The organism is Jannaschia sp. L-14R (assembly GCF_056857695.1).
The window spans coordinates 353,774-379,357 of record NZ_JBSXNP010000010.1 but is presented as its reverse complement, the minus strand read 5'-3'; the positions used below and the strand labels follow the sequence as shown (position 1 = coordinate 379,357).

20 protein-coding genes are annotated in these 25,584 nt (G+C 64.5%); 9 read left to right on the top strand and 11 right to left on the bottom strand.

Translation table 11 applies throughout. The features are described from left to right. Positions 1–118 precede the first annotated feature (118 nt). From AC13C2_RS10190 to AC13C2_RS10180, 3 genes are read left to right on the top strand one after another with little or no spacing between them, the layout of a single operon-like run. Complete coding sequence (locus AC13C2_RS10190) at positions 119–868, top strand: RNA methyltransferase (RefSeq protein WP_092761543.1); 750 nt, start codon at positions 119–121, stop codon at positions 866–868. A 34-nt stretch (positions 869–902) separates the two neighbouring features. Next, positions 903–2,033: a heme A synthase gene (gene ctaA / locus AC13C2_RS10185; protein ID WP_482886745.1), complete on the top strand. Its 1,131-nt coding sequence runs from the start codon at positions 903–905 to the stop codon at positions 2,031–2,033. 4 nt (positions 2,034–2,037) lie between these two features. Continuing rightward, positions 2,038–3,510, top strand: coding sequence for a carboxypeptidase M32 (locus AC13C2_RS10180; protein WP_482886744.1), 1,473 nt, complete (start codon positions 2,038–2,040; stop codon positions 3,508–3,510). Between the two features lie 10 nt (positions 3,511–3,520). Here AC13C2_RS10180 and AC13C2_RS10175 read toward each other — a convergent pair whose 3' ends face one another. The 6 genes from AC13C2_RS10175 to pdxR all read right to left on the bottom strand — a co-directional run bounded on the left by AC13C2_RS10175 (position 3,521) and on the right by pdxR (position 12,597). Continuing rightward, positions 3,521–4,399, bottom strand: coding sequence for a dimethyl sulfoxide reductase anchor subunit family protein (locus tag AC13C2_RS10175; RefSeq protein WP_424337990.1), 879 nt, complete (start codon positions 4,397–4,399; stop codon positions 3,521–3,523). Then, a complete protein-coding gene (locus tag AC13C2_RS10170) occupies positions 4,399–5,172 on the bottom strand; it encodes a 4Fe-4S dicluster domain-containing protein (protein ID WP_482886743.1) in 774 nt (257 codons plus the stop codon). The genes AC13C2_RS10175 and AC13C2_RS10170 overlap by 1 nt, the downstream gene beginning before the upstream one ends. 166 nt (positions 5,173–5,338) lie before the next feature. After that, the gene (locus AC13C2_RS10165) at positions 5,339–8,176 is read right to left on the bottom strand and encodes a molybdopterin oxidoreductase family protein (protein ID WP_482886742.1); all 2,838 of its coding nucleotides are present in this window, start codon (positions 8,174–8,176) and stop codon (positions 5,339–5,341) included. Beyond that, entirely contained in the window at positions 8,173–9,153 is a 981-nt protein-coding gene (gene pta, locus AC13C2_RS10160; protein WP_424337987.1) for a phosphate acetyltransferase, read from the bottom strand. Before pta ends, AC13C2_RS10165 begins: the two co-directional genes overlap by 4 nt. A gap of 31 nt (positions 9,154–9,184) precedes the next feature. Continuing rightward, complete coding sequence (xsc, locus tag AC13C2_RS10155; protein WP_424337986.1) at positions 9,185–10,963, bottom strand: sulfoacetaldehyde acetyltransferase; 1,779 nt, start codon at positions 10,961–10,963, stop codon at positions 9,185–9,187. Between the two features lie 158 nt (positions 10,964–11,121). Further along, positions 11,122–12,597 (bottom strand): MocR-like pyridoxine biosynthesis transcription factor PdxR, encoded by a 1,476-nt coding sequence (pdxR, locus tag AC13C2_RS10150; RefSeq protein WP_424338196.1) that lies wholly within the window; start codon positions 12,595–12,597, stop codon positions 11,122–11,124. A 133-nt stretch (positions 12,598–12,730) separates the two neighbouring features. Here pdxR and AC13C2_RS10145 point away from each other — a divergent pair, with 133 nt between their 5' ends. Continuing rightward, positions 12,731–13,762, top strand: a complete 1,032-nt coding sequence (locus AC13C2_RS10145) for an NADP-dependent oxidoreductase (RefSeq protein WP_482886741.1) — start codon at positions 12,731–12,733, stop codon at positions 13,760–13,762. A gap of 187 nt (positions 13,763–13,949) precedes the next feature. On the opposite strand, the gene AC13C2_RS10140 is transcribed toward AC13C2_RS10145, so the two are convergent. Continuing rightward, entirely contained in the window at positions 13,950–14,447 is a 498-nt protein-coding gene (locus tag AC13C2_RS10140; RefSeq protein ID WP_482886740.1) for a hypothetical protein, read from the bottom strand. Positions 14,448–14,773: 326 nt separating this feature from the next. Next, positions 14,774–16,162, bottom strand: a complete 1,389-nt coding sequence (locus AC13C2_RS10135) for an aminotransferase family protein (protein WP_092761524.1) — start codon at positions 16,160–16,162, stop codon at positions 14,774–14,776. A 222-nt stretch (positions 16,163–16,384) separates the two neighbouring features. Here AC13C2_RS10135 and AC13C2_RS10130 point away from each other — a divergent pair, with 222 nt between their 5' ends. The 4 genes from AC13C2_RS10130 to AC13C2_RS10115 all read left to right on the top strand — a co-directional run bounded on the left by AC13C2_RS10130 (position 16,385) and on the right by AC13C2_RS10115 (position 20,939). Next, positions 16,385–17,719 carry an NAD(P)/FAD-dependent oxidoreductase gene (locus AC13C2_RS10130; protein WP_482886739.1) on the top strand — a complete coding sequence of 445 codons (1,335 nt, stop codon included), beginning with the start codon at positions 16,385–16,387 and terminating at the stop codon, positions 17,717–17,719. A gap of 82 nt (positions 17,720–17,801) precedes the next feature. Beyond that, positions 17,802–18,779, top strand: coding sequence for a taurine ABC transporter substrate-binding protein (locus tag AC13C2_RS10125; RefSeq protein WP_482886738.1), 978 nt, complete (start codon positions 17,802–17,804; stop codon positions 18,777–18,779). A gap of 83 nt (positions 18,780–18,862) precedes the next feature. After that, entirely contained in the window at positions 18,863–19,666 is an 804-nt protein-coding gene (locus AC13C2_RS10120) for a taurine ABC transporter ATP-binding protein (protein WP_092761518.1), read from the top strand. Position 19,667: 1 nt separating this feature from the next. Beyond that, positions 19,668–20,939 carry an ABC transporter permease subunit gene (locus tag AC13C2_RS10115; protein ID WP_474521909.1) on the top strand — a complete coding sequence of 424 codons (1,272 nt, stop codon included), beginning with the start codon at positions 19,668–19,670 and terminating at the stop codon, positions 20,937–20,939. Between the two features lie 112 nt (positions 20,940–21,051). Here the strand turns inward: AC13C2_RS10115 and AC13C2_RS10110 are convergent, their stop codons facing one another. From AC13C2_RS10110 to cobA, 3 genes are all read right to left on the bottom strand, one after another. Further along, positions 21,052–22,275: an MFS transporter gene (locus AC13C2_RS10110; RefSeq protein WP_482886737.1), complete on the bottom strand. Its 1,224-nt coding sequence runs from the start codon at positions 22,273–22,275 to the stop codon at positions 21,052–21,054. Positions 22,276–22,346: 71 nt separating this feature from the next. Further along, positions 22,347–23,594 carry a cobyrinic acid a,c-diamide synthase CobB gene (locus AC13C2_RS10105; protein WP_482886736.1) on the bottom strand — a complete coding sequence of 416 codons (1,248 nt, stop codon included), beginning with the start codon at positions 23,592–23,594 and terminating at the stop codon, positions 22,347–22,349. A gap of 43 nt (positions 23,595–23,637) precedes the next feature. After that, complete coding sequence (cobA, locus tag AC13C2_RS10100) at positions 23,638–24,486, bottom strand: uroporphyrinogen-III C-methyltransferase (RefSeq protein WP_092761510.1); 849 nt, start codon at positions 24,484–24,486, stop codon at positions 23,638–23,640. Positions 24,487–24,570: 84 nt separating this feature from the next. On the opposite strand from cobA, the gene AC13C2_RS10095 reads away from it, so the two are divergent. Next, the gene (locus tag AC13C2_RS10095; RefSeq protein ID WP_482886735.1) at positions 24,571–25,584 is read left to right on the top strand and encodes a cobalt-precorrin-5B (C(1))-methyltransferase; all 1,014 of its coding nucleotides are present in this window, start codon (positions 24,571–24,573) and stop codon (positions 25,582–25,584) included.

Genomic DNA, 25,584 nt, shown 5'->3' with positions numbered 1-25,584 from the left:
CATTCCCTTGGCTGCGCCGGACCTACCCCATGCGTGGATGCAAGGACAAGCGGGTCGCAGCGGGCGTTCGGCCGCATCCGCCGTTGCGCGTGCCGGGCAGGCGGGGTAGGCGCCGGGCATGTCCGAACCCGCCCCCGACCCGCGCCCTGCCTTCGTCCTGATCCGCCCGCAAATGGGCGAGAATATCGGCGCCGCCGCGCGGTCCATGCTGAACTTCGGGTTGGAGCATATGCGCGTGACCGCCCCCCGCGACGGATGGCCGAACGAACGGGCTGTGGCCTTGGCCAGCGGGGCAGGACGGCTTCTGGATGACGCGATGATCTGCGACACTACCGAAGCGGCGGTGGCAGACTGCACGTTCGTCTTCGCGACCACGGCGCGCAACCGCGATCTGACCAAGCCGGTGTTCACGCCCGAGGCCGCAATGGCCGAAGCGCGCAAGCGCGGTGCGAGGGGTGAAAAGGTTGCCGTGCTGTTCGGACCGGAACGCACCGGGCTGGAGAACGACGACATCGTACTGGCCAACGCCATCGTCTCGGTCCCGACGAACCCCGACTTCGCCTCGCTCAACCTGGCCCAATGCGTGCTGTTGATGGGCTACGAATGGCGTCGCTCGGACGATATGCCGCCCGCGATGGAGGTCGAACTGGCCGGAACTGACTGGGCCACCCACGCCGAAATGGACGCGCTGTCAGTGCATTTCGAGGAGCGGTTGGACCAGGCCGGGTTCTTCTGGCCCGATGCCAGGGCCCCGGCGATGAAGCTGCACCTGCGGAACCTGTGGTCGCGGTTGCCGCTTACCCGTGCGGACGTGCAGATATTTCACGGCATGATGCGACAGATGGTGCGCTGGAAAGACCGGGGCTGACGGTCTAGGTCAGCACCCAGACGAGGGGAACAGCATGGCAAAACGCCCGATATTCGAAGAGGTCGCGACGACGACGCGCCCAGCTGCGGCAACCGGTGGAATCGACGCAGGCAGGCGCGGGTCGCGCAGGGCCGTGCGCGCATGGCTGATCTTGCTGTTCGTCCTGGTTCTGGCCATCATTCCGGTCGGCGGCATGACGCGGCTGACCGACTCCGGCCTGTCGATCACGGAATGGGACTTGGTGGCCGGAACCGTGCCGCCCCTGACCGCCGAAGCTTGGGATGTGGAGTTCGAAAAATACCGCGCCATTCCCGAATATCAGCTTCAGAACAAGGGGATGAGCCTGTCGGAGTTTCAGTCCATCTATTGGTGGGAATGGGGTCACCGGCAATTGGGTCGGGTGATCGGCGTCATCTGGGCACTGGGCTTTTTCGGCCTGTTGCTGACGAAACGCATTCCGCCGGGCTGGACAGGGCGGCTGGTGATCGTGGGGGCCGGTGTCGGGGTGCAAGGTGCGATCGGTTGGTGGATGGTGTCGAGCGGGCTGCAGGGCTCGATGCTGGACGTCGCATCCTATCGTCTGGCGGCACATCTGGGCGGGGCCTTCGCGCTGCTGTCGCTGATCGCGTGGTTCCTGCTGTCGCTGTCGCGACCAGCGGGCGCGCTGATCCAGGCCCGTCGCCTGTCGGAACCGCGGCTGAAACGCGCAGCCAGCTGGCTGATCGGACTGACGGGGCTGCAGATTCTGCTGGGCGCGCTGGTCGCGGGCATCGACGCAGGTCGCAATTACACCGACTGGCCACTGATGGCCGGGGGCTTCACCCCACCTGGCATGTGGGAGTTGCAGCCGGTCTGGCGCAACCTGTTCGAAAACGACGGCACCGTGCAGTTCTTCCACCGATTGACAGGCTATGTCCTGTTCGTCGTCATCCTCGCCGTCTGGTGGCGGGCGCGGCAGTCGGCGAATTTCAAGACGTCGGTGGCCTTTGGCGGGGTATTGGCGATGGCCACGGTTCAGATGCTGCTGGGCATCGTAACGGTGATGTATTCCAGCCCCTGGTATCTGGCGATCCTGCACCAGTTCGGGGCCGTCCTGCTGATCTGCCTGACAGTGCGCGCGCGGCACCGCGCGAAATATCCCTTGCCCCAATCCGTCAGGACCTGACCCGATGCCCGCATACGACGATCTGATGGCGTTCCAGCGCACGACCGAAGCTCTGGGACAGGTCGCTGGCCGGACCGGTTGGGATCAGGAAACGGTGATGCCGCGCGGCTCCGCCCCGCAGCGCGCCGAGGAAATGGCCGCGCTGGAAGAGGTGCTGCATGCGCGCCGCACCGACCCGCGCCTGGGGGACTGGCTGGACGAGGCGCATGCCCCGGACGCCGCCGGGGACGCCAATCTGAGGGAGCTGCGGCGCAGCTATCACCGAAATCTCAAGGTGCCTGCGAATCTGGCTTCGGAACTGGCGCGCGTCACCTCGCTGGCGCAGGGGCATTGGGCCTCTGCTCGTGCCGCCGAGGATACTGCCGCCTTCCTGCCGGTGCTGGCCGAAGTGGTCCGCCTGCGCCGCGAGGAGGGGGCAGCGCTGGCCGTCGGCACGAACATGGATGCCTACGACGCGCTGATGCAGGATTACGAGCCGGGCGGGAACGCCGCCGATATGGCCACCATGTTCGACGCGATGCGCCCTCGGCTGCTCGCGATCCGCGAGCGGGCACTGGCGGCCGAAGAGGCACCGACCCTGTCCGGTCATTTTCCACAGGCCAATCAGATGGCCTTGTCGCGTGAAATCGCGACGGCGTTCGGGTATGATTTCACGCGCGGACGGCTGGATCTGGCGGTCCATCCCTTCAGCTCGGGCAGTGGTCTGGACGTGCGGATCACCACGCGCGTCGACGAGGATGATCCGTTCAACTGCATCTATTCCGCGATCCACGAAGTCGGGCACGCCACCTATGAACAGGGCGTGGATGCCACACATCTGCTGACCCCGATCGGACGCGGCGTGTCGATGGGCGTGCATGAAAGCCAGTCGCGCAGCTACGAAAACCAGATGGGCCGGTCCGAGGCCTATTGCGGCTGGCTCTATGGCCGTATGCGCGATGTGTTCGGCGATATAGGTGTCGGGTCGGAGCGGGATTTCTACCGCGCCGTCAATGCTGTCGGGTCAGGATATATCCGCACCGAAGCGGACGAGGTGAACTATAACCTGCACATCATGCTGCGCTTCGATCTGGAGCGCTCGCTGATCCTGGGTGAGATGGAGGTCGGCGATCTGGAGACGGCATGGAACGACCGGTTCCTGTCGGACTTCGGCGTGGCCGTCGACGTTCCGTCGAACGGGTTCATGCAGGATGTGCACTGGTCGGTCGGGCTGATGGGATACTTCCCGACCTATTCTCTGGGCAACCTGTTCGCAGGCTGCCTGATGGCGGCCGCACGGCGCGACATCCCTGATCTGGATACCGATCTGGCGCGCGGCGACCCGTCGGCGGCGACCGGCTGGATGCGGAAGAACCTGCAGCAGTTCGGCGCCCTGCGCCCGCCACGAGAGGCCATCGAACACGCCACCGGCGAGGCCCTGTCGGCAGAGCCGCTGCTGACCTATCTGGAAGCGAAATTCGGCGACCTCTATCCCTGATCGGTCATGATCATGCGCGGGCGTGGGCGCCGTAATACAGGCCCACGACGTGCTCTGCCTCGGCGAAGAACAGCCAGCGCTGGACGAAAACCCCGGCCAGATACGACAGCACTGCAATTGCAGCCAGCACATGATGGACGGGGAACAGGACCAGAAGCACGACAGGCACGACCGACATGGCCAGGATGGCAATCACGCGCAGCTTGACGGCGTGTTTACGGGCGACATGGAAAACCATTTCATGCGTCAGGTAGTTCTGCCCGGTATGCGGCTTTTCCCAGAGGCTGACACGACCCTTTAGTTGGGTCGCTGTCTCGATGGTCGATCCGGCTTCGGCAAAGCGCTGGTCGCCTTTCCACCAGTGGAACACGGTGATGGCCCCGAGGATCGTCAGGAAGATAACGGCCGTTGTGACGTTGCCCGACAACAGCGCGCCACCTGCGAGGGACGCCGACAGAAAGAAGCCGGGTGTGGCGGGCTGGTTCCAGCGGGGAATGGTCCTGAGCTGGGCATAGATCATCGAAGTGGCGAAAACGGTGGCCAGCGACAGGGCCGCGCCGGTGAAACCGAGCGTGAAAACCGTCGTGTCGAAGAACACCTGAAGGAAAGCATAAAGCCCCATCACCAGCAGCCCCGTGACCGCGAACCAGCCTTCGCGCGACAGCCAGGACGTGCGCCACTGGCTGAAGCTTTTCCACGCGTTCTTCTTGTTTCCAAGGTGAAAAACCGACGCCAGCAAGCCGCCGACGGCCAGACCGAAGGCGATCAGGTAGAAAACGAACGCGACGCCGCCCGAGACGACGGGAAAGCCGATGCCGAGGAAGAACAGCAGGCCGAAGCCCGCGCCCGAAAGTGTCGAGAAGATTATGACGGAGGGGGCGGGTTGCATCAGAGCTTCTCCAGCGCGCGGTCGACCCAGGCGAGAAAGCCCTTCGGCTCTTCGGCGACGGGGGCGAGGAAGGGGGCGAGGATATCCTCGTCGCCCGACATCACGGGCTGGATCGTGTCGCGGGGACGGGGCGGAAGATACTGATTTACGGGCTTAGTTCCCTGTTCCGGCATCAGGTCGAGACCGCCGCGCTCGGCCACCAGTTTCGACACGTGACTGTCCGGATCGGCCAGGTCACCGAAGTGGCGGGCGCCTGCGGGACAGGTTCGGACACAGGCGGGTTGCCGGTCGATTTCTTCAAGGTTTTCATTGTAGATACGGTCGACGCAGAGGGTGCATTTCTTCATGACACCCGCGGCCTGATCCATTTCCCGCGCGCCATACGGGCAGGCCCAGGCGCATAATCCGCACCCCATGCAGGCATCTTCGTTGACCAGAACGATGCCGTCTTCGGCGCGCTTATAGCTTGCCCCGGTGGGGCAGACCGTGACACAGGGCGCGTCTTCGCAATGCAGGCAAGATTTCGGAAAGTGTGTCGTTTGAGCAATTTGCGGGACGTCGTTCACAGGTTCCGGCTGAACCTGAAAGCTGTGGATGCGGTTCAGGAATGTGCCCGAGGCATCGCCGTAGGCGTCCTGGTCCGAGAGCGGCGCGCCGTAATTCTGAGTGTTCCAGCCTTTGCAGGCGGTGACGCAGGCGTGACAGCCCACACAGGTGTCGAGGTCGATGACGAGGCCGAGTTTCCTGGCGGTTGTGGCGGGGAGTGCAGTCATGTCGTCAGGGCCTCCGGGTTGAGAGGTGGGAGGCCTCCGGCGGGGATATTTCGGGAAAGAGGTAGGCGTGGGATCGGATGTATTACGGCGGTGCATACCGCGGTATTATCTGCGTATGACGTCACTGGGCGCACCGATTGCCCTGTGGCGGTGCTGATCTGTGCGCTCATTTGACGACCCACTCCAGATCGTCCGGGCCTTTGCCCACAGGGCTGACCTGCGACCCGGCGTCGGGCTCCGACTTCAGATCGGCGGGGGCGGCGACTTTCTCGATCCTGACCTTCAGGTCGAACCACGCGGCCTGTCCGGTGATCGGGTCGGAGTTCGACCAGCGCATGCCGTCCTGTTTCGGGGGCAACAACTCGTGGATCAGATGGTTGAGCAGAAACCCCTTGTTGGTTTCCGGTGCGTTGTCGTGCAACGCCCAGGCTCCCTTGCGCTTGCCGATCGCATTCCACGTCCAGATCGTGTTGTGGTTCAGCGCGGGCATGTGCGCGACTGGCACGGTGATGTCGCCATGCGGCGAGGTGATGCGCGCCCAGCTGTCATCGACAAAGCCGTGCTTTTCCCAGATTTCGGTCGGCAGATACATCGGGTTGCGACCGTGAATCTGGCGCAGCCAGGCGTTCTGGCTGCCCCAGGAATGATACATCGCCATGGGACGCTGCGTCAGGGCGTGAACGGTAAATTCATCGGTGTCACCGCAGCGATCGGCGCCGTCGACCGGATACCAGATCGGCAGCGGGTCCATGGTCGCCTTGATACGCTCGCGCAGGTGATCCGGCGGTTGGCGGTCGCCGTGGCCTTCGGCGGCCAGCTGGAACCGGCGCAGCGGTTCGCACCAGAGCGTGAAAATATAAGGCGCGGGTTTGTCGAACAGGCCGATTTCCACCGCCCAGTCCTGATAGGCCTTGTTCCACGGTTTGTAGAATTGCGCCTCGTCCGGGATGTGGGCGACGCAGAAGCCGCCGTTCTCGATATAGCGGTCGAGTTGTGCCGGGTTCGGTGCGCCGCGTCCCGTTTCGTCACCGTTGCCTCGCCAACCCATCAACGGACCGACACCGGGGCGGCGTTCGTGGCTGACGATGTAGTCGGCATAATCGGCGAACTTCGGACTGCCGTCGTCCCGGACGAACCCCGGCAGGCCGAGGCGCGCGCCGAGATCGACGAGCGCGGACTGGAAACCTTTGACGTCGCGGTCCGGCTCGACCACGGGCCAGCGGATGGCATCGGCGGCGGCCTCGGCCTCGCAGATCGGGCGGTCCAGCAGCGAGATGCAGTCGTGGCGTTCAAGGTATGTCGTGTCGGGCAGGATCAGGTCGGCAAAGGCCACCATTTCGGACGAATAGGCATCGGAATAGATGATGTGCGGGATGACGTAGTCGCCATTCGCGTCCTTGTCGGCCAGCATCTTCATGGTGCCGGTGGTATTCATCGACGAATTCCACGCCATGTTCGCCATATACATGAACAACGTGTCGATCTTGTACGGGTCGCCCGCGTGTGCGTTCGAGATGACCATGTGCATCATGCCATGCGCCGACATCGGGTTTTCCCAGGTGAAGGCCTTGTCGATGCGCGCGGGGGAGCCATCGGGTTTTAGCGCAAGATCCGCAGGGCCATGGACAAAGCCCAGGTGCGGGCCGTCGAGCGGAGCACCGGGGGTGACCTTGCTGTGCGGCTTCGGGTGCGCGGTCGCGGGCTTGGGGTAGGGCGGTTTCATGCGGAACCCGCCGGGAGTCTCGACGCTGCCGATGATGATCTGGAGGAGGTGGAGCGCGCGGCAGGTCTGGAACCCGTTGGCATGCGCGCTGATGCCGCGCATGGCGTGGAAACTGACCGGGCGGCCCTTCATTGTCTGGTGGGTGCGACCGCGGAAGTCGGTCCATTGACGGTCGATCTCGATGGCCTCGTCGAAAGCCACGCGGGCGATTTCGCTGGCCAGCGCGCGGATGCGCCCGGCGGGAATGCCGACGCGTTCGGCAACGGCCTCGGGGGCATATTGCGCGTCGAGGTATTTGTCGGCCATGTGCTGAAAGACGGTGCGATGCTTGTGCCCGTCGATTTCCCAAATGCCGGTCAGGTCGGGTGCCACGTCGTCGGCGTCATAACAACGGGCGCGTTGCTCGGCGCGGTCCCAGACAAGCTTGTGGCCGTCGTCATCGAGGAGCGCGAGGCCGTGGGTTTGGCTGTCGGGATCGGCGTCGATCAGGACGGGGGCGTCGGTGAAGTCGCGCAGGTATTCGAGGTCGATCTTGCCTGCCTTCATCAGGCAATGCACCAGCGACAGGATCAGCAGGCCATCGGTGCCCGGCGTGATGCCGAACCAGTCGTCGGCCACAGCATTGTAGCCCGAGCGGACCGGGTTCACGCCGACGATTTTCGCGCCGTTCGCCTTGGCCTTGCCGATGCCCATCTTGATCGGGTTGCTGTCATGGTCCTCGGCGACGCCGAACAGGATGAAAAGCTTGGTGCGATCCCAATCGGGCTGGCCGAATTCCCAGAACGCGCCGCCCATGGTGTAGATGCCGCCCGCCGCCATGTTGACCGAGCAGAAGCCACCGTGCGCCGCGTAGTTGGGGGTGCCGAAGGCCTGCGCCCACCACGAGGTGAAGGACTGCGACTGGTCACGTCCGGTGAAGAAAGCCAGCTTTTCGGGATTTGTTTCGCGGATCGGGCGGAGCCAGGATTCGGCGATGGCGTAGGCCTCGTCCCAGGAGATTTCCTCGAACTTGCCGCTGCCGCGTTTGCCCGTGCGCTTCATCGGGGCGCGCAGGCGGGAGGGGGCGTTATGCTGCATGATCCCGGCACTGCCCTTGGCGCAGAGGACGCCGCGGTTCACGGGATGGTCGCGGTTGCCCTCGATATAGGCGACCTTCCGGGTGCCGTCGGGCTGATTCTTCATGTGGACGTCGATGCCGCAGCGGCAGGCGCACATGTAGCAGGTCGTCTTGCGCACCTCGTCGGAGACCTTGGGGGAGAGGTTCAGGACCGGTTGGTTCATGTGCTTTTCCCTTGATCGATCTGGGCGGAGGTGACCGCGATCATGTCGATGATATCGTCGGCGGTGCAACCCCGCGACAGGTCGTTGGCGGGTTTGGCGAGACCTTGAAGGACCGGGCCGATGGCAGTCGCCCCGCCGATCCGCTGCGCGATCTTGTATCCGATGTTGCCCGCGTCGAGATTCGGAAAGATCAGCACGTTGGCCTGACCCGCGACAGGGCTGCCGGGGGCTTTGGATGCGGCCACCCCGACGTCGAAGGCGGCGTCGAACTGAAGCTCGCCGTCGATGGGGAATGTCGCGGTCTTGCGCGCGATTTCAAGTGCTTCCGTGACCTTGTTGACGGCCATGTGGTGTGCGCTGCCCTTGGTGGAAAAGGACAGCATGGCGACTTTCGGTTCGGTGCCGAGCAGGGCGCGGGCGCTGGCGGCGGCCTGATGCGCGATGGCGGCGAGTTGGATGGCGTCCGGGTCGATGACGAGGCCGCAGTCCGAGAAGATCAGGCCCGTGCCGGGGCGCGTGGCATGCGTGTCGGGCAGGACCATGAGGAAGAAGCTGGAGACGAGCGGGGCACCGGGGGCCGTACCGATCATCTGGAGCGCGGCGCGCACGGTGTCAGACGTGGTGGCGACCGCACCGCCGACGGTGCCGTCGGCCAGGCCCGTCCGGACCATGAGAGCGGCGTGGATCAGGGGGTCGGTGACCGCCTGCGCGGCATCCTCGGGCGTCGGGTGACGCTTGGCGCGGGCCTCCATATAGGCGGCGATCATGGCGTCGGTATCGGCCGTGGCCGGGTCGCGCAGGGTGACGCCATCGGGCGTATCGGTGTCCGCCGGAGCCAGCAGCGTGACCCGCGCCAGACCGTCGGCCACGGCGCGGCCGGCGGCCTCGACGACGCGTGGATCGGTGCCTTCCGGCAGGACGATATGATGGCATGCGGCCCGGGCCATGTCGCGCAGTGCGAGGAGCGGCGAGGTCATGTCGCCGCTCCGCTTATTGTTTTGTAACAGATCACTCCGCCGCGACGTTCATGTCGTTCTTGTCGATGCCCGCCACGCGCACGGGCTTTTTCATGGCATCGCGCCGGAAAGGGTCGCCCAGCTCCTGGTTGAGGATGACCTCGATCAGCGTGGTCTCGTTGTTGTCCATCTGATCCTTGATCGCGGTGTCCAGCGCGGTGGTCAATTCGTCCATGGTGCGAACCTGCACACCCTTGAGACCGCAGGCCTGAGCGATACCGGCGTAGGACACCTTCATATCCAGTTCCGTGCCGACGAAGTTGTCGTCGAACCAGAGAGTCGAGTTCCGCTTCTCCGCGCCCCACTGATAATTGCGGAAGACGATCTGCGTGACGGCGGGCCATTCCTCGCGACCGATGGCGGTCAGTTCGTTGACCGCGATGCCGAAGGCACCGTCGCCGGCAAATCCCACGACCGGCACGTCGGGACAGCCGATCTTGGCGCCGACGATGGACGGCAGGCCGTAGCCGCAGGGACCGAAGAGGCCGGGGGCGAGGTATTTCCGCCCAGCGTCGAAGTCGGGATAGGCGTTGCCGATGGCGCAGTTGTTGCCGATGTCAGACGAGATGATCGCGTTGCGCGGCAAGGCGGACTGGATGGCGCGCCACGCCTGACGCGGCGACATCCAGTCGGGACGCGCCTCGCGGGCACGTTCGTTCCAAGTGGTGCCGGGATCGTCCTCCTCGTGATCCATCGAGGAAAGCTGCTGTTTCCAGGCCGATTTGGTCTGGGCGATCTTCGACTTGCGCTCGGCGCGGCCTGCGTCGCCCGCCGTATCGGACAGTTGGGCGAGGATGCCGTTGGCGGCCTTGGCGGCATCGGCGACGATGCCCACGGTGACCTTCTTGGTCAGACCGATGCGCGACGGGTTGATGTCGACCTGGATGATCTTGGCGTCCCTCGGCCAGTAATCCATGCCATAGCCCGGCAGGGTCGAGAACGGGTTCAGACGGGTGCCGAGGCAGAGAACGACATCGGCCTCGGAAATCAGCTCCATCCCGGCCTTGGAGCCGTTATAGCCCAGCGGTCCGGCAAAGAGAGGGTGCGATCCGGGGAAGGCGTCGTTGTGCTGATAGCCGACGCAGACCGGCGCATCGAGGCGTTCAGCCAGAGCCATCGACGCGGCGATACCGCCTTCGGACAGGACGACGCCCGCACCGTTCAGGATGACCGGGTTCTTGGCCTGCGACAGCAGATCGGCGGCTCGTTTCATCGCCTGTTCGCCGCCCGAGGGCAGTTCGAAATCGACGATCATCGGCAGGTCGATGTCGATGACCTGGGTCCAGAAATCGCGAGGAATGTTGATCTGGGCGGGACCGGAGGCGCGCTTGGCCTCCATGATGACGCGGTTCAGCGTCTCGGCAATGCGCGAGGGGTCGCGGACCTCTTCCTGATAGGCGACCATGTCCTCGAACAGTTTCATCTGTTCGACTTCCTGGAAGCCGCCCTGACCGATGGTTTTGTTAGCGGCCTGCGGCGTGACCAGCAGCAGCGGTGTATGGTTCCAGTAGGCGGTCTTGACGGCCGTCACGAAGTTGGTGATTCCGGGGCCGTTCTGGGCGATCATCATCGACATTTCGCCGGTCGCGCGGGTATATCCGTCGGCCATCATGCCTGCGGAGCCTTCGTGGGCACAGTCCCAGAAGGTGATCCCGGCCTTGGGGAAGATGTCCGAAATCGGCATCATGGCCGACCCGATGATGCCGAACGCATGCCGGATGCCGTGCATTTGCAGGGTCTTTACGAAGGCTTCCTCGGTGGTCATCTTCATGGGTCTCTCCTCCCGCTGGATATCAAAAATGAGACTCTAAGTCTCGATTTGTCTTATACTTGCCGTAACATTAGGCTTCCGGTCAAGGCTTCGATAGGGCCAGCAAGGCCTGCAGCCTAGGGCCAGTTGCAAGCTTGGAACGGCTTGTCCCATAGCCATCAGGCCGCCCCCCGCGCCATCGCCGCACATTCTTCGGCCACGCGGCGGATTCCTTCGGGAATGTCGGCCACCGAAATCGACGAATAGGCCAGCCGGTAATGGGCTCCGGGGTCGCGCCCGTCGCCGAAGAAGGCCGCCGCCGGTTCGATCAGCACCTGCCGCTGGCGCAGCCGTTCCGCCAGGGCCGCCGACTGGATTCCGGGCGGGGCCTCCATCCAGAACGACGATCCGCCGAAGCTGCTGGCACCGGCGATTTTCAGTCCGTTGGACTGGATCGCGACTTCGGCCACGGCGCGGCGTTCGCGGTAGGCGCGCGCCATCTTGTGGACCTGCGCGTCGTAATGCCCCTGCGCCAGAAAATAGGCCGTCGCACGTTGCATGTGGCCCGGAACGTGGCGCACCAGCAGCGATCGCAGGGTGCGAAGTTCGCGGATCAAAGGCTCGGGTGCGACGATGTAGCCAAGCCGCAGACCCGGAAACAGGGACTTGGCGAAGCTGCCGATATAGGCCACGCGGCCGCCCCGATCCAGCGACTTGAGCGCAGGTGACGGGGAGGCGGTGAACGCCAGTTCGAATTCGTAATCATCCTCGACGATCAGGAAATCATCCTGTTCGGCGCGCTCCAGCAATTCGCGCCGCCGGGCCACGGGCATCGTCGCGGAGGTCGGGCAATGGTGCGATGGCGTGACGAAGACGACGTCGGCTGTGGGAGGGACATCGCCGGGCGGCAGACCGTGGCCATCGACCGCCACATCCAGCGTGCTGCAGCGGGCCTGTTGCAGGATTTCGCGCAATGCGGGATAGCAGGGGAATTCCATCACGGCTGTGCGGCGTTGCGTCAGCAAGACCTGCGCCAGCATCCACAGCGCGTTCTGCGCGCCCATCGTCACCAGCACCTCGGCGGGGGTCGCGACGATACCCCGGCGCGGCAGGATGTTGCGGATGATCTGCTCGATCAGGTGCGGATCGTCGCGGCCATAGCTGTCTTCGGTCATCGCGGCGAAATCGCGGGCGCCCAGGGCCTGCAAGGCACATTTGCGCCAGTTCTGGTGATCGAACAGTCGGGCGTCGGCCTGGCCGTAGATGAATGGATAGCGGTAGCGCCGCCAGTCTTCGGGCCGGGTCAGGATTGTGGCGGGCGGAAACCGCTGACCCAGCACGCGCGACCAGTCGACGCGCGATTCCGAGGGGGTCTGTGTCGGAAAGCTGGGCGGGCGCGGGGCGCTTTCGGATACGAAATAACCCGATCGACCGCGCGACGACAGGTAATCGTTCGCCACCAGTTCGGTATAGGCCAGCGTGACGGTGATGCGGCTGATGCCCAGATGCCGGGCCAGTCCGCGGGACGACGGCATCCGGTCACCGGGCCGGAAGCGACCGGCGAGGATGGCACCTGTCACGATCTCCTGCAGTTGACGCTGAAGGGTGCCGCGGTGTGCGGGATCGAGGAAGAACTGTTCGACGGCAATGGCCATGTCTGGACCTATAGCGCCGGATGACTGGACTGAATAGTGGGGCGGATTTCGGCTGGATCGCGGTGTCTGGTTTGACGCCCGTCGTGGCAGATGGTCTGGGGGAGTAGACCTGTAAACAGACCGGAAGAAGATCATGACCCAGACACCAGACACGAACCGCCGCATCGTCCTTGCCAACCGGCCCGAGGGCCTGCCGGACAACGAGACGCTGCGGCTCGAAACCGCGCCCGTGCCGGACCCCGGACCCGGCGAGATGCTGTTGCGGACGATCTATCTGTCGCTGGACCCCTATATGCGCGGGCGCATGAGCGACGCGAAATCCTATGCCGAGCCGGTGCCGATCGGAGGCGTGATGACCGGACAGGTCGTGGCGCAGGTGGTGGCATCGAACCTTGAGGGATTCGAGCCGGGGGATCACGTGTTGGCGGGCAGCGGCTGGCAGGATTATGCGCTGTCGGACGGGACGCAGGTGCTGAACCTGGGACCATCGCCCGAACATCCGTCCTGGGCGCTGGGGATTCTGGGGATGCCCGGATATACTGCGCATGCAGGACTTTTGCGGATCGGCGAACCGAAGGCGGGCGAAACCGTCGTGGTCGCCGCCGCCTCCGGCCCGGTGGGCGCGACGGTCGGGCAGATCGCGCGCATCAAGGGGTGCCGTGTCGTCGGCATCGCGGGCGGGGCTGAAAAATGCGCGCATGTGGTCGATACGCTGGGCTTCGACGCCTGCATCGACCACCGGGCCGACGATTTCGAGACGCAGCTGAAGGCGGCCTGTCCCGACGGCATCGACGTCTACTTCGAGAACGTGGGCGGGCGCGTCCTGTATGCGGTGCTGCCGTTGCTGAACCCGTTCGCGCGGGTGCCTGTCTGCGGCATGGTGGCCTGGTACAACGAGACCGGCCTGCCCGACGGCCCGGACCACGGGCCGCAGATAATGGGCACGATCCTGCGGCAGAAGGTCAAGATGGAGGGGTTCATCATCTTCGACAGCTTCCCGAAATCGGCGCAGATGGAATTCGTCAGCGACATGACCGGCTGGCTGAAGGAGGGCCGCGTCAAATATCAGGAGCAGGTGATCGAAGGGCTTGAGGCGGCGCCGGGCGCGCTGAACGATCTGCTGGAGGGGCGGAACTTCGGAAAGATGGTGGTGAAGGTCGGCTGAGGCCAGGGGCGCGCGCGACTGTGACGGTCGTGTCGCTGCTGCCGCGCCAGGATTATACGGGCGGTGCCTGATGGACGGCGGGATGGCGAACGAACGGTTCGGTCCAGGCCGACCGATGTTCCGCGATGCGGCCATGATCAGGATGCAGCGGCTGACGTCGGTCAGCCGCTACGCCTGCGATGCGACTTCAGGGGCGCGGACCCAGTTCGCCTTCCAGTGAGAACAGGCGATCCGTCTCGGACGCCGACTTGATGGTCAGCGTGCCGACCCCCGTCATCGACGCGAATTGGCCGGTGCCCGAAACAAGCTCCCAGAAGCCGTAGTCGGCCAAACGCGGCTTGTCACTGTCGTTTATGAAGACCGCTCTTACGGTGAATTTGATATTCGCAACATCGCCGTTATCGGTTGTGAACTGAAGGTAGCCGCGGGGATCGCCGCCGTTTGGCGGATCGATATCATGCCAGCCGAATTCGGACACAGATGCATTGGCAAGCGCGCCTGTGCCTTCCGATTCGCCCTCTCGGCGAACCATCAGGACGAAACGATTGCTGCCGTCCCCGAAATCCATCCGAATGGATTCCTGCGGCACCATCACGGCCTGCACTGACACGGGTTCAGCATTGGCAGGAGACAGAAGTATCATCGTCGCTATGGCGGTCAGGCCAACCGTTTTCAGTACGTTCATCATGTGATCTCCATGGGAAAACATTCTAGGGCTAGAACCTTTTCACCGGCGGCGGAGCTTTAGTCAAAGCACGGTCCGTCACGGTCGATGACATTCGGGTGCGAGGGAGGATGGATCTGACATCGATACGGGCAATTTGTTTCTTGAGGGGCAGACTGCAGGATCGGGGAAAGATTGAGCCAGCGTTGTCATTCATCCATGTCGACAGCCATACCGCGTTCGTCACCGACCACCCTGACCTGTTCAGTTTGTTCAGCATGGATCACGCGGACGTTTCGCACGAAAGGCGTGCCCGCCCGGATGACCCGGACGGGGCCTGTGCAAGATCAGCCGAAAACGCGGCCCAAGGCGCCGTCGACAGCCTCCAGAATGTTGTCGATGTCGTCCTTGGTGGCAATCAGCGCGGGCGAGAAGCATAGCGTGTTGTTATGCCCCGGAACGCTGCGGTTGGTCGCGCCGATGATGACGCCCTGCTGCATGCAATCGGCCACGACGGCCTGCACCTGCTTTTCGTCGGCGGGCGCGCGGGTGTCGCGGTCCGCCACCAGTTCGGCACCCACGAACAACCCCTTGCCGCGGGCCTGACCGATGACCGCGTGGCGGTCGGCCATCGCATGCAACTGGTCCAGCATGTAGTCACCCATCCTGGTGCAGTTGGCGAGCAGGTCCTCGTCCTCGATGATCTTCATATTGGCCAGCGCCGCCGCCGGACCCGCCGTGCAGCCGCCGAACGTCGAGATGTCGCGGAAGTAGTGCATCGGGTCGGACGGGTCATCCTTGAACATCTCGAAGACTTTCTCGGACGTTACGCAGCACGAAATCGCCGCATAGCCCGAGGCGACGCCCTTGGCCATCGTCACGAAATCGGGCTTCACGCCGTAGTGCTGATACCCGAACCATGTGCCGGTGCGCCCGACGCCGCAGACCACTTCGTCGATATGCAGTAGCAGGTCGTATTTCTCGACAATCTCCTGCACCCGTTCCCAGTATCCCTTGGGCGGGACGATGACGCCGCCACCCGCCGTGATCGGCTCCAGGCAGAGCGCGCCGACGGTGTCGGGGCCTTCGCGCAGGATGACTTCCTCGATGGCATCGGCGGCGCGGCGGCCGTAATCCTCGACGTCGCCCCAGCCCTGATCGGCCTTGCGATATTCAAGGCAGTGGGGGACGGCGACAAAACCGGGCGTATAGGGTCCGTATTGCGCGTTGCGTTCCTGCTGGCCGCCCGCCGACAGGCAGGCGATGGTCGTGCCGTGATAGTCGCGGTCGCGGTACAGGATCTTGTATTTCTTGCCGCCGTGATGGCGCGCCGAAATCTGGCGGACCATCTTGAAGGCCTTCTCGTTGGCCTCGGACCCCGAGTTGGCATAATACAGCCGCGTCAGGCCCGGCATCTTGGTCATCAGCTTTTCGGCGAACTGCGACCCGGGGATCGATCCGGCGGATTGCGCGAAATAGTTCATCTTGACCAGCTGGTCGCGGACGGCATCGGCGATTTCCACGCGGCCATAGCCGACGTTGACGGTCCAGACGCCGCCGGACACGGCGTCCAGATGCTCTTTGCCCTTCTGGTCCCAGACGCGCATCCCCTTGCCCTCGACGATGATTCGCGGGTCGTTGGTTTCAAGCGGCTTGTGGGGCAGAAGATGGTGCCAGACGTGGGCGCGGTCCGCCTCGACGATGGCGGTCATGTCGTTGGGGGTAATGTTATCCATGATTTCAGATCCTCCCGGTAAGCGCGCACGGAGGCCCGGCGCCGCGATTGTCTTTAACATGATATAACAAGGGCACCAGAATCAGGCCAACCGATAGGGCCAGTGAGGGTGTGGTCCTATGTCCAGACTGACGACTGGGTTGGAGATACGGAATGCCATCCCTAGGGTCGCCGCACGCGGGATGAGACGGGAGGTCTCGATTCTGCGTCCGAGAGGGAGAGAATGGTAACCAAAACCGCCTTTTGGACAGTTACTGGCACCCCGGTGGATCATTACGATCCGATTGCAGGGGACGTGACCTGTGACGTGGTCGTGATCGGCGGAGGCTTTACCGGACTGCGGACTGCGCTGGATCTGGCTCATGCCGGGACGGACGTTCAGGTTATCGAAGGCGGGCAGATCGGGCAGGGTGCCTCCGGTCGCAGCGGCGGCCAGGTAAACCCGATGCTGCCCGTGGCAAAGCCCGAATATCTGCGTGATGCCGTCGGCGATACCTATTTCGAGCGAATGACAGCGGCGTCCCTGGCATCGGCGGACGATCTGTTCGAGCTGATCCGCACTGAAAACATCGACTGCGAGGCGCGGCAGCACGGCTGGATCCGGGCGGAACATTGTGCGTCTGCCGCCAGGGTCGCGCGGTACAATGCGGGGCTGTGGAATTCTTTCGGGGCCGGGTTCGAATTCATGGGCGCCGGGGAGACGCGCCGCAAGACCGGCGCGCACGGCTATCTCGGCGCGGTCATGGCGCCGAAGGGCGGCGCGGTGCAGCCGCTGTCGCTGGTGCGCGGTCTGGCCCGCGCCGCAGCCCGTGCAGGAGCGCGCATCGCGACGCAGAGCCGCGTGACCGGTATGACCCGCGCCGACGGCATCTGGACGGTTTCGGTGGGCGCGCACCGTGTGCGGGCCAGTCAGGTGGTGCTGGCCACCAACGGGTATACCGACGGGACGCAGCCGGGGTTGCGACGCACGATCCTGCCTTTCACCTCGATCCAGATCGCGACGGAGCCTCTGCCTGACGACGTGCTGGCCGAGCTGCTGCCCGAGGGGCATACGATTTCCGACACCCGCCGTCTGATCATGTATTCGCGGCGCGAGCCCGGTGGCCAGTTCATCTTCGGTGGCATCGGCTATACGCTTCCGGGCATGGGACGGCGCGGGTTTTCGTGGATGTTGCAGGACGTGCCGCGTCTGTTCCCGGCGCTGCGCGGCGTGACATGGAAATATCGCTGGGGCGGGCAGATCGCGCTGACGCAGGACCGCGTTCCTCATATGCACGAACCCCAGCCGGGCGTAATCGCCGGTTTGGGTTACAACGGACGCGGCGTTGCGATGTCGCATCTGATGGGGCGCGAGATGGCGCGGCGGACGCTGGGCGCGCCTGCTGACAGCCTCGTTTTCCCGATCACGCCGATGAAACCTTATGCTTTTCGCGAAATCCAGTCCGCAGGGTCGCCCTTGGCCTTGTGTTATCTGCGAATCCGCGACCAACTGGAAATGGGTCGCAGGACCGGTGCCGCCGCCGGGTCCCGGTCGATACCCAATACGGATCCCGCCTGACAGGGTGGGTCAACGAAGGGGCGGACGAACCGCGCCGTCAACAACTCGGAGTACTACAATGAAAAAATTCACTCTCGCCACCATGACCGCAGCCGCCGCGCTGATGTCCGGTCAGGCCGCCATGGCCGACGCCCATCTCGACGAGATCACGGTCGGTTATTTCCTGGAATGGCCGATGCCGATGCTGGCGGCCAAGGCCGACGGTTCCTATGACGAGGCACTGGGCGTTCCGGTCAAATGGGTCAGCTTCGAGACCGGCACCGCGATGAGCGCCGCCATGGCTTCCGGCGATGTGCAGATGTCTGTCAGCCAAGGTGTTCCTCCCTTCGTCGTCGCAGTCTCCGCTGGACAGAACCTGCAGATCATCGACGTCGCAGTGTCCTACTCGGAGAACGATAACTGCGTCGTACGCTCGGACCTGCAGATCACCAAGGACAATGCCGGCGACCTGGCAGGTAAGAAAGTTGCCGTCCCGTTGGGCACCGCCGCGCACTATGGTTTCCTTCGGCAGATGGACTACTTCGGCGTCGATATTTCGACGCTCGATATTGTTGACATGGATCCCCCGACCGGTTCCGCTGCCTTGGCGCAGGGCGATGTGGACTTCGCCTGCGGGTACGGCGGTGGCCTTTCGCGGATGAAGGAATCGGGCAACGTCCTGCTGACCGGTGCCGAAAAGGAAGAGCTGGGCATTCTGGTGTTCGACGTGACCTCCGCCCCTGCCGAGTTCATTGCAGAGAACCCAGAAATGGCGGCCAAGTTCGTCAAGGTGACGGCGGATGCCAATGCCGAGTGGGCCGCCAACCAATCTGAGGAGATGCTGCAGTCCATCGCCAGCGAGTCCGGTCAGGAACTGGAAACCACGCGCAGCGATCTTACCGGCTTCACCTTCCCGACCATCGAGCAGCAGCTTTCCGAAGCCTGGCTTGGCGGGAACGCGGCGACCTTCATGAAGGGTGTTGCCGACGTCTTCGTTGAGGCTGGCTCCATCCCCGCCGCGCTGGACAGCTATGAGGATACGGTCAACACCGGTCCGCTGACCGACGCAAGCAGCATGTAAAACGCCTTCGGGGGCGGCCTTGCGTTGCCGCCCCCGGACACGACAAAGGGCCCCACAGAGCGGCCCGGAACGGGGGACGACGAATGAACGGATTGTCGATAGAGAACCTTTCCATGCGCTTCGACCTGCCCAACGGGTCCTATGTTCAGGCGCTTGAGGATGTATCGCTCAACCTGCAAAGCGGCGAATTGATGAGCGTGCTGGGGCCATCGGGATGCGGCAAGACCACGCTTCTGAATATCGTGGCGGGGTTTCTGGCCCCGACCGATGGCAAGGTCATCCTGAACGGCCACGAGGTCAAAGGCCCCGACGCCGAGCGTGGAATGGTGTTTCAGCAAGGTGCCCTGTTCGAGTGGATGAACGTGCGCGAGAACGTGGAGTTCGGTCCGCGCATGCGCGGCACGCCCGTGGCCGAGCGTCGGGAAAGTGCCGACCGGCTGCTGGAAATCACCGGCCTGAAGGACTTCAAGGACAAGGCGATCTATGAATTGTCGGGCGGGATGCAGCAGCGCGTGGCCCTGGCCCGCTGCCTTGCGAACGATCCCGATGTCATCCTGATGGACGAGCCGCTGGGCGCACTGGACGCGTTGACCCGCGAGAAGATGCAGGGCCTTGTCCTGAAGCTGTGGAAAGAGACCGGCAAGACGATCATCCTGATCACCCACTCGGTCGAGGAGGCGCTGCTTCTGGGCGAGCGCCTGCTGGTCATGGCCCCGAGACCGGGTCGCATCCACAAGGAATATCGCCTGCCGTTCGCGGAAATGGGCGTTGCGCAGGACCTTCGCGAAGTGAAGAAACATCCCGAATTCGGGCAAAGGCGCGAAGAGATCCTCTCCATGATCTGGGAAATGGAAGAGGAAATCATGGGCCGGACGGAGGACGCCTGATATGACCGGATTTTTGATCATCGCGGTCTATGCCGCTCTCTTCGTCATCTCGATGCTGTTGGTAAATGCCATCACCGCCCGCACGAGGCGCAAGGATTTCACCTCGCTCAAGACGGTGACCTTCGGCGACGAAACCGCCGTACGGCCCAACCGCTGGGCCTCGGTCATCTCGGTGGTGGTGCTGTTCCTGATCTGGGGGGCGTTCACCGGCTCCAAGCTGTCGCCGATCCATGTGCCGGGACCGTTTCAAGGGGACACGACGTTCACCTATACGGCGCAGAACGCGGCCGGTGCGACCGACGATGCGACCGTCACCGTGCGGGTCCACGAAGTGGGCGCCGCCGTCGACGATCCGGTGGTCGAGCCGGGCGACGGATTCGCCAAGAACGATGTCGCGCGGATCGGGCTGTACCGCTCCAAGATCATCCCTATGACAGCCAATGACATCGGCGGAGATGAGGAAGGCTATATGATCATCGCGATCAATGGCGAACCCATCGATGCCAACCAAGCGGTCCAGACGGACAACGGCCGCATTTCGATGAACGCAAGGGGCGGCATGAACTTCGTACCCGACCGGGGCTTCCAGATGCAGCCGCTCTATCTACCGTCGCCCGAACGGGTGGTCGAGGCGCTGATCGAAGTCTCACGGGACGGCTATCGCAACTTTACCCTGCTGGAGCATCTGGGCTGGTCTCTGTTCCGGGTGCTGGCCGGGTTCGTGCTGGGCGCGATCGTGGGCATTCCATTGGGATACGCGATGGGCCTGTCGAACTGGTTCCGGGGCTGGTTCGACCCTATCGTCGAGTTCATGCGCCCGGTGCCGCCGCTGGCGCTGATCCCTCTGGTCATCATCTGGTTCGGCATCAACGAGACCGGCAAGGTCGTCCTTCTGTTCCTGGCCGCGCTCTGGATCATGGCGATCGGTGCGCGGGCAGGGGTGTCGGGCGTGAACATCAGCAAGGTGCACGCGGCCTATTCGCTGGGGGCATCGAAATGGCAGATCCTGCGGCACGTCATCATCCCGAATTCCCTGCCGGAAATCTTTACGGCGGCGCGGGTTGCGATGGGGGTCTGCTGGGGCACGGTGGTCGCCGCCGAGCTGGTGGCCGCGAATGTCGGTGCGGGCATGATGATCACCACGGCGTCCAAGTTCCAGCAGACCTATATCGTGGTCATGGGCATCATCCTGATCGGTGTCATCGGGTTCAGCATCGATATCCTGATGCGCAAGGCCGAGGACTGGCTGGTGCCCTGGAAAGGGCGCAGCTGAGGATCGGATCGGGGCGGCTTTCGGGTCGCCCTTTTTCCTGGCCGGAGACACCTTGGCCGGAACCACGCCCGACCTCGGGCCTGCGATCCGGACATGTCGCGCCGCCGGGCGGCTAGGCCGTCCGGTCGCGCGTCATCCGCAGCCAGATCAGCGCACCGCCCGCCAGCATCAGGAACGGCACCATCGCGTAGTGCACTGCCGACCAGCCGCTGACGGCATCGGCGGAGGAACTCATCAATCCGCCCGATGACAGCGACGCCAGCGTCACGAGGCCGAAGACCAGCGCGTCGTTCATCCCCTGAACCGTGCCGCGTTCCTCGGGCGAATGACTGGCGGTCAGCATGGTTGTCGCGCCGATGAAACCGAAGTTCCAGCCCAACCCCAGAAGGATCAGCGTGCCGTAGAAATGCGGCAGGGTCACGCCGGACAAGCCCACCGTCCCGGCGGCGGCCAGCAGGATCAGCCCCGCCGACACGATACGGGTCACCCCGAACCGTGCGATCAGATGGCCGGTGAAGAAGCTGGGCGCATACATAGCGATCACGTGGGCCGAGACGATGTCGGCAGCATTGCCTGTGCTGAACCCGGAGCCGACCACCGCCAGCGGGGTCGAGGTCATCACCAGGTTCATCAGCGCATAGGCCACCATCGCGCAGATGATCGACACGACGATGGCGGGCGAGCGCAGCAATTCGCCCCGTGTCCGCCCGCGCGCCGCGTCAAGTGCCGGTTTGGCAGGCGTCGGAATATCCAGCAGGAAAAACAGCCACAACCCGATCAGATTGATCGCGGCAACGGTGGCATAGCTGACCACGAAGGGGATGATGGTCGCGTCCGCCGTCAGCTTGACAATCTGCGGCCCGAGCAGCGCCGACAACAATCCGCCTGCCATGACATAGCTGATCGCCTTGGGCCGGAATGCGTCGGAGGCGGTGTCGGTCGCAGCGAAGCGGTAGAAGCCCAGAGTGCTCATGTAGATGCCGGTCAGATAAGCCCCGGCAAGAAAGATCGCGAAGCTGCCCAGCGTCAGGCCCAGCACCGCAAGCCCGGCCCCGGCGGCCCCGGCCAGCGCGCCCAGCACAAAGCCGAACCGGCGCCCACGCGCCTGCATCAGCGGGCTGATCCACGGCGCCGTGGTCATCGAGCCGAAGACGATCAGGCTGATCGGCAGCGTGGCGAGCAGGGGGGTGGGGGCCAGAGCGAGACCGGCCAGTCCGCCCGCGATGAAGTTCATCGGCAGTTGCGCGCCCAGCAGCGCCTGTGCCGCGACGAGGACGAGGACATTGCGCTTGGCGCGTGAGTCGTCTTGCAGGATGTCCAGGGAAGCTGTCGTCATGGATCATACCTACGCGCCGGTCGGGCGGGGGGCCAGCGCGGGATTGTATCCAGACGGTGCGTCAGGGGGGATCAGACCTGTGCGGGCGCGATGAGATGAGCGAAAGAGCCGCTGGCCCGACCGGCGCGCAGACCCGCAGCTGGCAGGGCTGTGCCTTCGGCGTCTTGTGCCGTGAACAGCGCGTCGCCTTCGGCGCGCAGGGTCGTGGCATAATGGAATTCGTGACCGCGCCAGTTTCCGGCAAAGGGGCCGTGGTTCGCCTGCAATCGGCGATACCCCAGATGAAGGCGACGCTCGGCAAAGCTGGTCTGCAACCGCAGAAGACCTGCCATGGCATGGCGCTGGCCCGCGGCGTCGGTCAGCGTCTCTCCCATCACCATATAGCCGCCGCATTCACCATAGACCTCCCGGTCCCGTAGCGAAGCAAGGAACGTCGTATTCGCGGCCAGCCGTCCGGCATGAAGTTCAGGATACCCACCGGGCAGATAGACCAGATCTGCGTCCGGTGCAGGGTCGTCAGCGAGGGGTGAAAACGTCGCGATCTCCGCCCCGGCGGCCTGCCAGCCGCTCAGCAGGTGCGGATAGACGAAGGCGAAAGCCGCGTCGCGGGCGACGGCGATACGCTGCGCGGGGGGCGGCAGAGGGCTGTGGTCCGCACCCTTCAGAGGTGCGGCAAGACCGATCAGCGCGTCGAGATCGATGCGGTCCGCCATGATGCGGGCGGCCTGCGTCAGAAATGTCTCCAGTGCGGGATGTTCCCCGGCCTGCACCAGCCCCAGATGTCGGGAGGGTGTCGCCAGCGCGGCATCGCGGGGAACTGCCCCCAGAACCGGCAGGGGACAGGCGGCGCGCAGCATGGCTTCATGACGCGGGCTGCCGATGCGGTTGAGGATGACGGCCGCGACGTTCACTGCCGGGTCGTGATCCGCGAACCCGGCGACCAGTGGCGCGATCGATTGCGCCATGCGGGCCGCATCGACGATCAGCACCACCGGCAGGTGCAACTGTCGCGCCAGATCGGCGACCGCACCGCGCCCGTCGGGAGGGGCGCCGTCGAACAGGCCCATCGCGCCTTCGATCAGCAGAAGGTCGGGCGTTGCGGCCAGCCCCGCGATCATTGCCGGGTCCATTGCCCAGGCGTCCAGGTTGGGGCAGGACGCACCGGAGGCGGCCTCGTGAAATCGCGGGTCGATGTAATCGGGGCCGGATTTCGCCCCCCGGACCGCGATGCCGCGGTCGCGCAACGCGCGCAGCAGGCCCAGCGTGACGGTGGTCTTGCCGCTGCCCGATGCGGGGGCGGCAAGGATCAGGCCCGGCATCGTCCTGCGGGATATGAATATTTATAGAGCAAAGACAAAAGCATCATCCGGTCTCGACAGGTCGTCTGAGGTCGAGGGGGTCGAGGTTACGCGGCGCCTCGCCCCGTGCCTGAGCCTGCCAGTCGAGAGCCTGTCGCAGCGCGACCGCCATGCCGATGCAGATGATGGCGGGCGGCTCCAGTCCGGCGGCGGCAATATCGGCTTCGACGTCCGCAAGCGTGGTTTCGATGGTCCGCTGAGCGGCCAGTGTAGCCGTCGTGGTGACGGCGACCGGCTCGGACTGGGAGCGGCCCGCGGCGATCAGTCTGGCGGCAATTTCACCGATATGCTTGATGCCCATGTAGATGACGATGACCTGGCTGCCCCGCGCCAATCCGGCCCAGTCCAGCGCCGTGGGGGCCGCACCCGCCCGATCGTGGCCGGTGACGAAGGTGACCGACTGGTTCACGTCGCGGTGGGTGACCGGAATGCCCGCATAGGCCAGCCCGGCGATGCCCGCCGTGATGCCCGGCACGATGCGGATCGGGATGCCGTGCTGCACCAGCGTCTGCGCTTCCTCGCCGCCCCGCCCGAAGACGAAAGGGTCACCCCCCTTGAGCCGCAGGACGCGTTTGCCCGCGCGGGCCAGCTCTACCAGGTGCAGGGAAATGTCGCGCTGATTGGCGGACGGTTTGCCGCCACGTTTTCCGGCATAGACCTTCTCGGCCCCGGCGGCGGCCCAGTCGAGGATACCTTCGTGGACCAGCGCATCATAGACGATCACGTCCGCCTGTCGCAGCGCATTCGCCGCATGCAGCGTCAGCAACCCCGGATCGCCGGGCCCGGCCCCGCACAGCCAGACCCAGCCGGGGGCCAGTTCAGGCCAGTCGTGAGAGGGGAGTTGCATGTCCATGACGTTCTATATGCCCGCCCCGGCCCATGCGAAAGGTGGCGCGCGACCATTGGCGCTTCGGGGGCGGCATGGCATGGAGGTGGAATGAACGAGACGCCCAAACTTCGCCGTGGCTGGACCACGGGTGCCTGTGCGACGGCGGCCTGCAAGGCGGCGCTGACCGGGATGTGGGGCGGGACGGTGCCCGACCGGGTGACGATCACGCTGCCCAGGGGCGAGACGCCGACGTTCGAGATCGTGAACGTCGCCGGTCATGAGGCAGGCGTCATCAAGGACGCGGGCGACGACCCCGATGTGACGCATGGCGCGGAAATCCGGGTCCGGGTCGCGGCCTCGAAGGGCGGTATCGTGTTCCGAGCGGGCGAGGGCGTCGGGACCGTGACGAAACCGGGCTTGCCGATTGCGGTTGGTGAGCCTGCGATCAACCCGGTGCCGCGCGCCATGATGGACGAGGTAGTGGCCGAACTGGCCGCGGAATACGCCCGCGCGCCGGATGTGGAGATCACCGTGTCCGTCGTCGGTGGCGTAGAACTGGCGGGCAAGACTTGGAACCCCCGGTTGGGCATCGAAGGCGGTCTATCGATCCTGGGCACGACGGGTATCGTGCGGCCGTTCAGTTGCGCGGCCTGGATCGCTTCGATTCACCGGGGCATCGACGTGGCCATCGCGTCCGGGCAGGACCATGTGGCGGGTTGTACCGGGGCGACCAGCGAACGCGTCGTGCAGGCGCTGCATGGCCTGCCGGATCACGCGATGCTGGATATGGGCGATTTCGCGGGAGGCATGCTGAAATATCTGCGCCGCCATCCCGTCGCGCGGGTCACCGTGGGAGGCGGAATCGGCAAGCTGTCCAAGCTGGCGCAGGGGGCGATGGACCTGCATTCCGGTCGGTCGCAGGTGGATTTTGGGCTTTTGTCGGACTGGGCCGGGGTGAATTTGTCCGAGTGCAACACCGCGCTGGAGGCGGTGGAGCGGGTGCCGTCGCTGGCCGGGGTCGTGGCGGGCAGAGCGCGCGCACAGGTCATGTCGATGATCGATGCACAGGTCGATATCGTGGTGATCGACCGGGCAGGCCGTATTCTGGCACACGATGGGTAA

What these genes read in the sequence shown, in the direction of transcription:
- AC13C2_RS10140 (WP_482886740.1), bottom strand. Translation starts at nt 14,447, where the DNA reads ATGAACGTACTGAAAACGGTTGGCCTGACCGCCATAGCGACGATGATA.
- AC13C2_RS10095 (WP_482886735.1), top strand. Translation starts at nt 24,571, where the DNA reads ATGAACGAGACGCCCAAACTTCGCCGTGGCTGGACCACGGGTGCCTGT.
- xsc (WP_424337986.1), bottom strand. Translation starts at nt 10,963, where the DNA reads ATGAAGATGACCACCGAGGAAGCCTTCGTAAAGACCCTGCAAATGCAC.
- AC13C2_RS10175 (WP_424337990.1), bottom strand. Translation starts at nt 4,399, where the DNA reads ATGCAACCCGCCCCCTCCGTCATAATCTTCTCGACACTTTCGGGCGCG.
- AC13C2_RS10120 (WP_092761518.1), top strand. Translation starts at nt 18,863, where the DNA reads ATGAACGGATTGTCGATAGAGAACCTTTCCATGCGCTTCGACCTGCCC.
- AC13C2_RS10115 (WP_474521909.1), top strand. Translation starts at nt 19,668, where the DNA reads ATGACCGGATTTTTGATCATCGCGGTCTATGCCGCTCTCTTCGTCATC.
- AC13C2_RS10190 (WP_092761543.1), top strand. Translation starts at nt 119, where the DNA reads ATGTCCGAACCCGCCCCCGACCCGCGCCCTGCCTTCGTCCTGATCCGC.
- AC13C2_RS10105 (WP_482886736.1), bottom strand. Translation starts at nt 23,594, where the DNA reads ATGCCGGGCCTGATCCTTGCCGCCCCCGCATCGGGCAGCGGCAAGACC.
- ctaA (WP_482886745.1), top strand. Translation starts at nt 903, where the DNA reads ATGGCAAAACGCCCGATATTCGAAGAGGTCGCGACGACGACGCGCCCA.
- AC13C2_RS10125 (WP_482886738.1), top strand. Translation starts at nt 17,802, where the DNA reads ATGACCGCAGCCGCCGCGCTGATGTCCGGTCAGGCCGCCATGGCCGAC.
- AC13C2_RS10170 (WP_482886743.1), bottom strand. Translation starts at nt 5,172, where the DNA reads ATGACTGCACTCCCCGCCACAACCGCCAGGAAACTCGGCCTCGTCATC.
- cobA (WP_092761510.1), bottom strand. Translation starts at nt 24,486, where the DNA reads ATGGACATGCAACTCCCCTCTCACGACTGGCCTGAACTGGCCCCCGGC.
- pta (WP_424337987.1), bottom strand. Translation starts at nt 9,153, where the DNA reads ATGACCTCGCCGCTCCTCGCACTGCGCGACATGGCCCGGGCCGCATGC.
- AC13C2_RS10165 (WP_482886742.1), bottom strand. Translation starts at nt 8,176, where the DNA reads ATGAACCAACCGGTCCTGAACCTCTCCCCCAAGGTCTCCGACGAGGTG.
- AC13C2_RS10145 (WP_482886741.1), top strand. Translation starts at nt 12,731, where the DNA reads ATGACCCAGACACCAGACACGAACCGCCGCATCGTCCTTGCCAACCGG.
- AC13C2_RS10180 (WP_482886744.1), top strand. Translation starts at nt 2,038, where the DNA reads ATGCCCGCATACGACGATCTGATGGCGTTCCAGCGCACGACCGAAGCT.
- AC13C2_RS10130 (WP_482886739.1), top strand. Translation starts at nt 16,385, where the DNA reads ATGGTAACCAAAACCGCCTTTTGGACAGTTACTGGCACCCCGGTGGAT.
- AC13C2_RS10135 (WP_092761524.1), bottom strand. Translation starts at nt 16,162, where the DNA reads ATGGATAACATTACCCCCAACGACATGACCGCCATCGTCGAGGCGGAC.
- pdxR (WP_424338196.1), bottom strand. Translation starts at nt 12,597, where the DNA reads ATGGCCATTGCCGTCGAACAGTTCTTCCTCGATCCCGCACACCGCGGC.
- AC13C2_RS10110 (WP_482886737.1), bottom strand. Translation starts at nt 22,275, where the DNA reads ATGACGACAGCTTCCCTGGACATCCTGCAAGACGACTCACGCGCCAAG.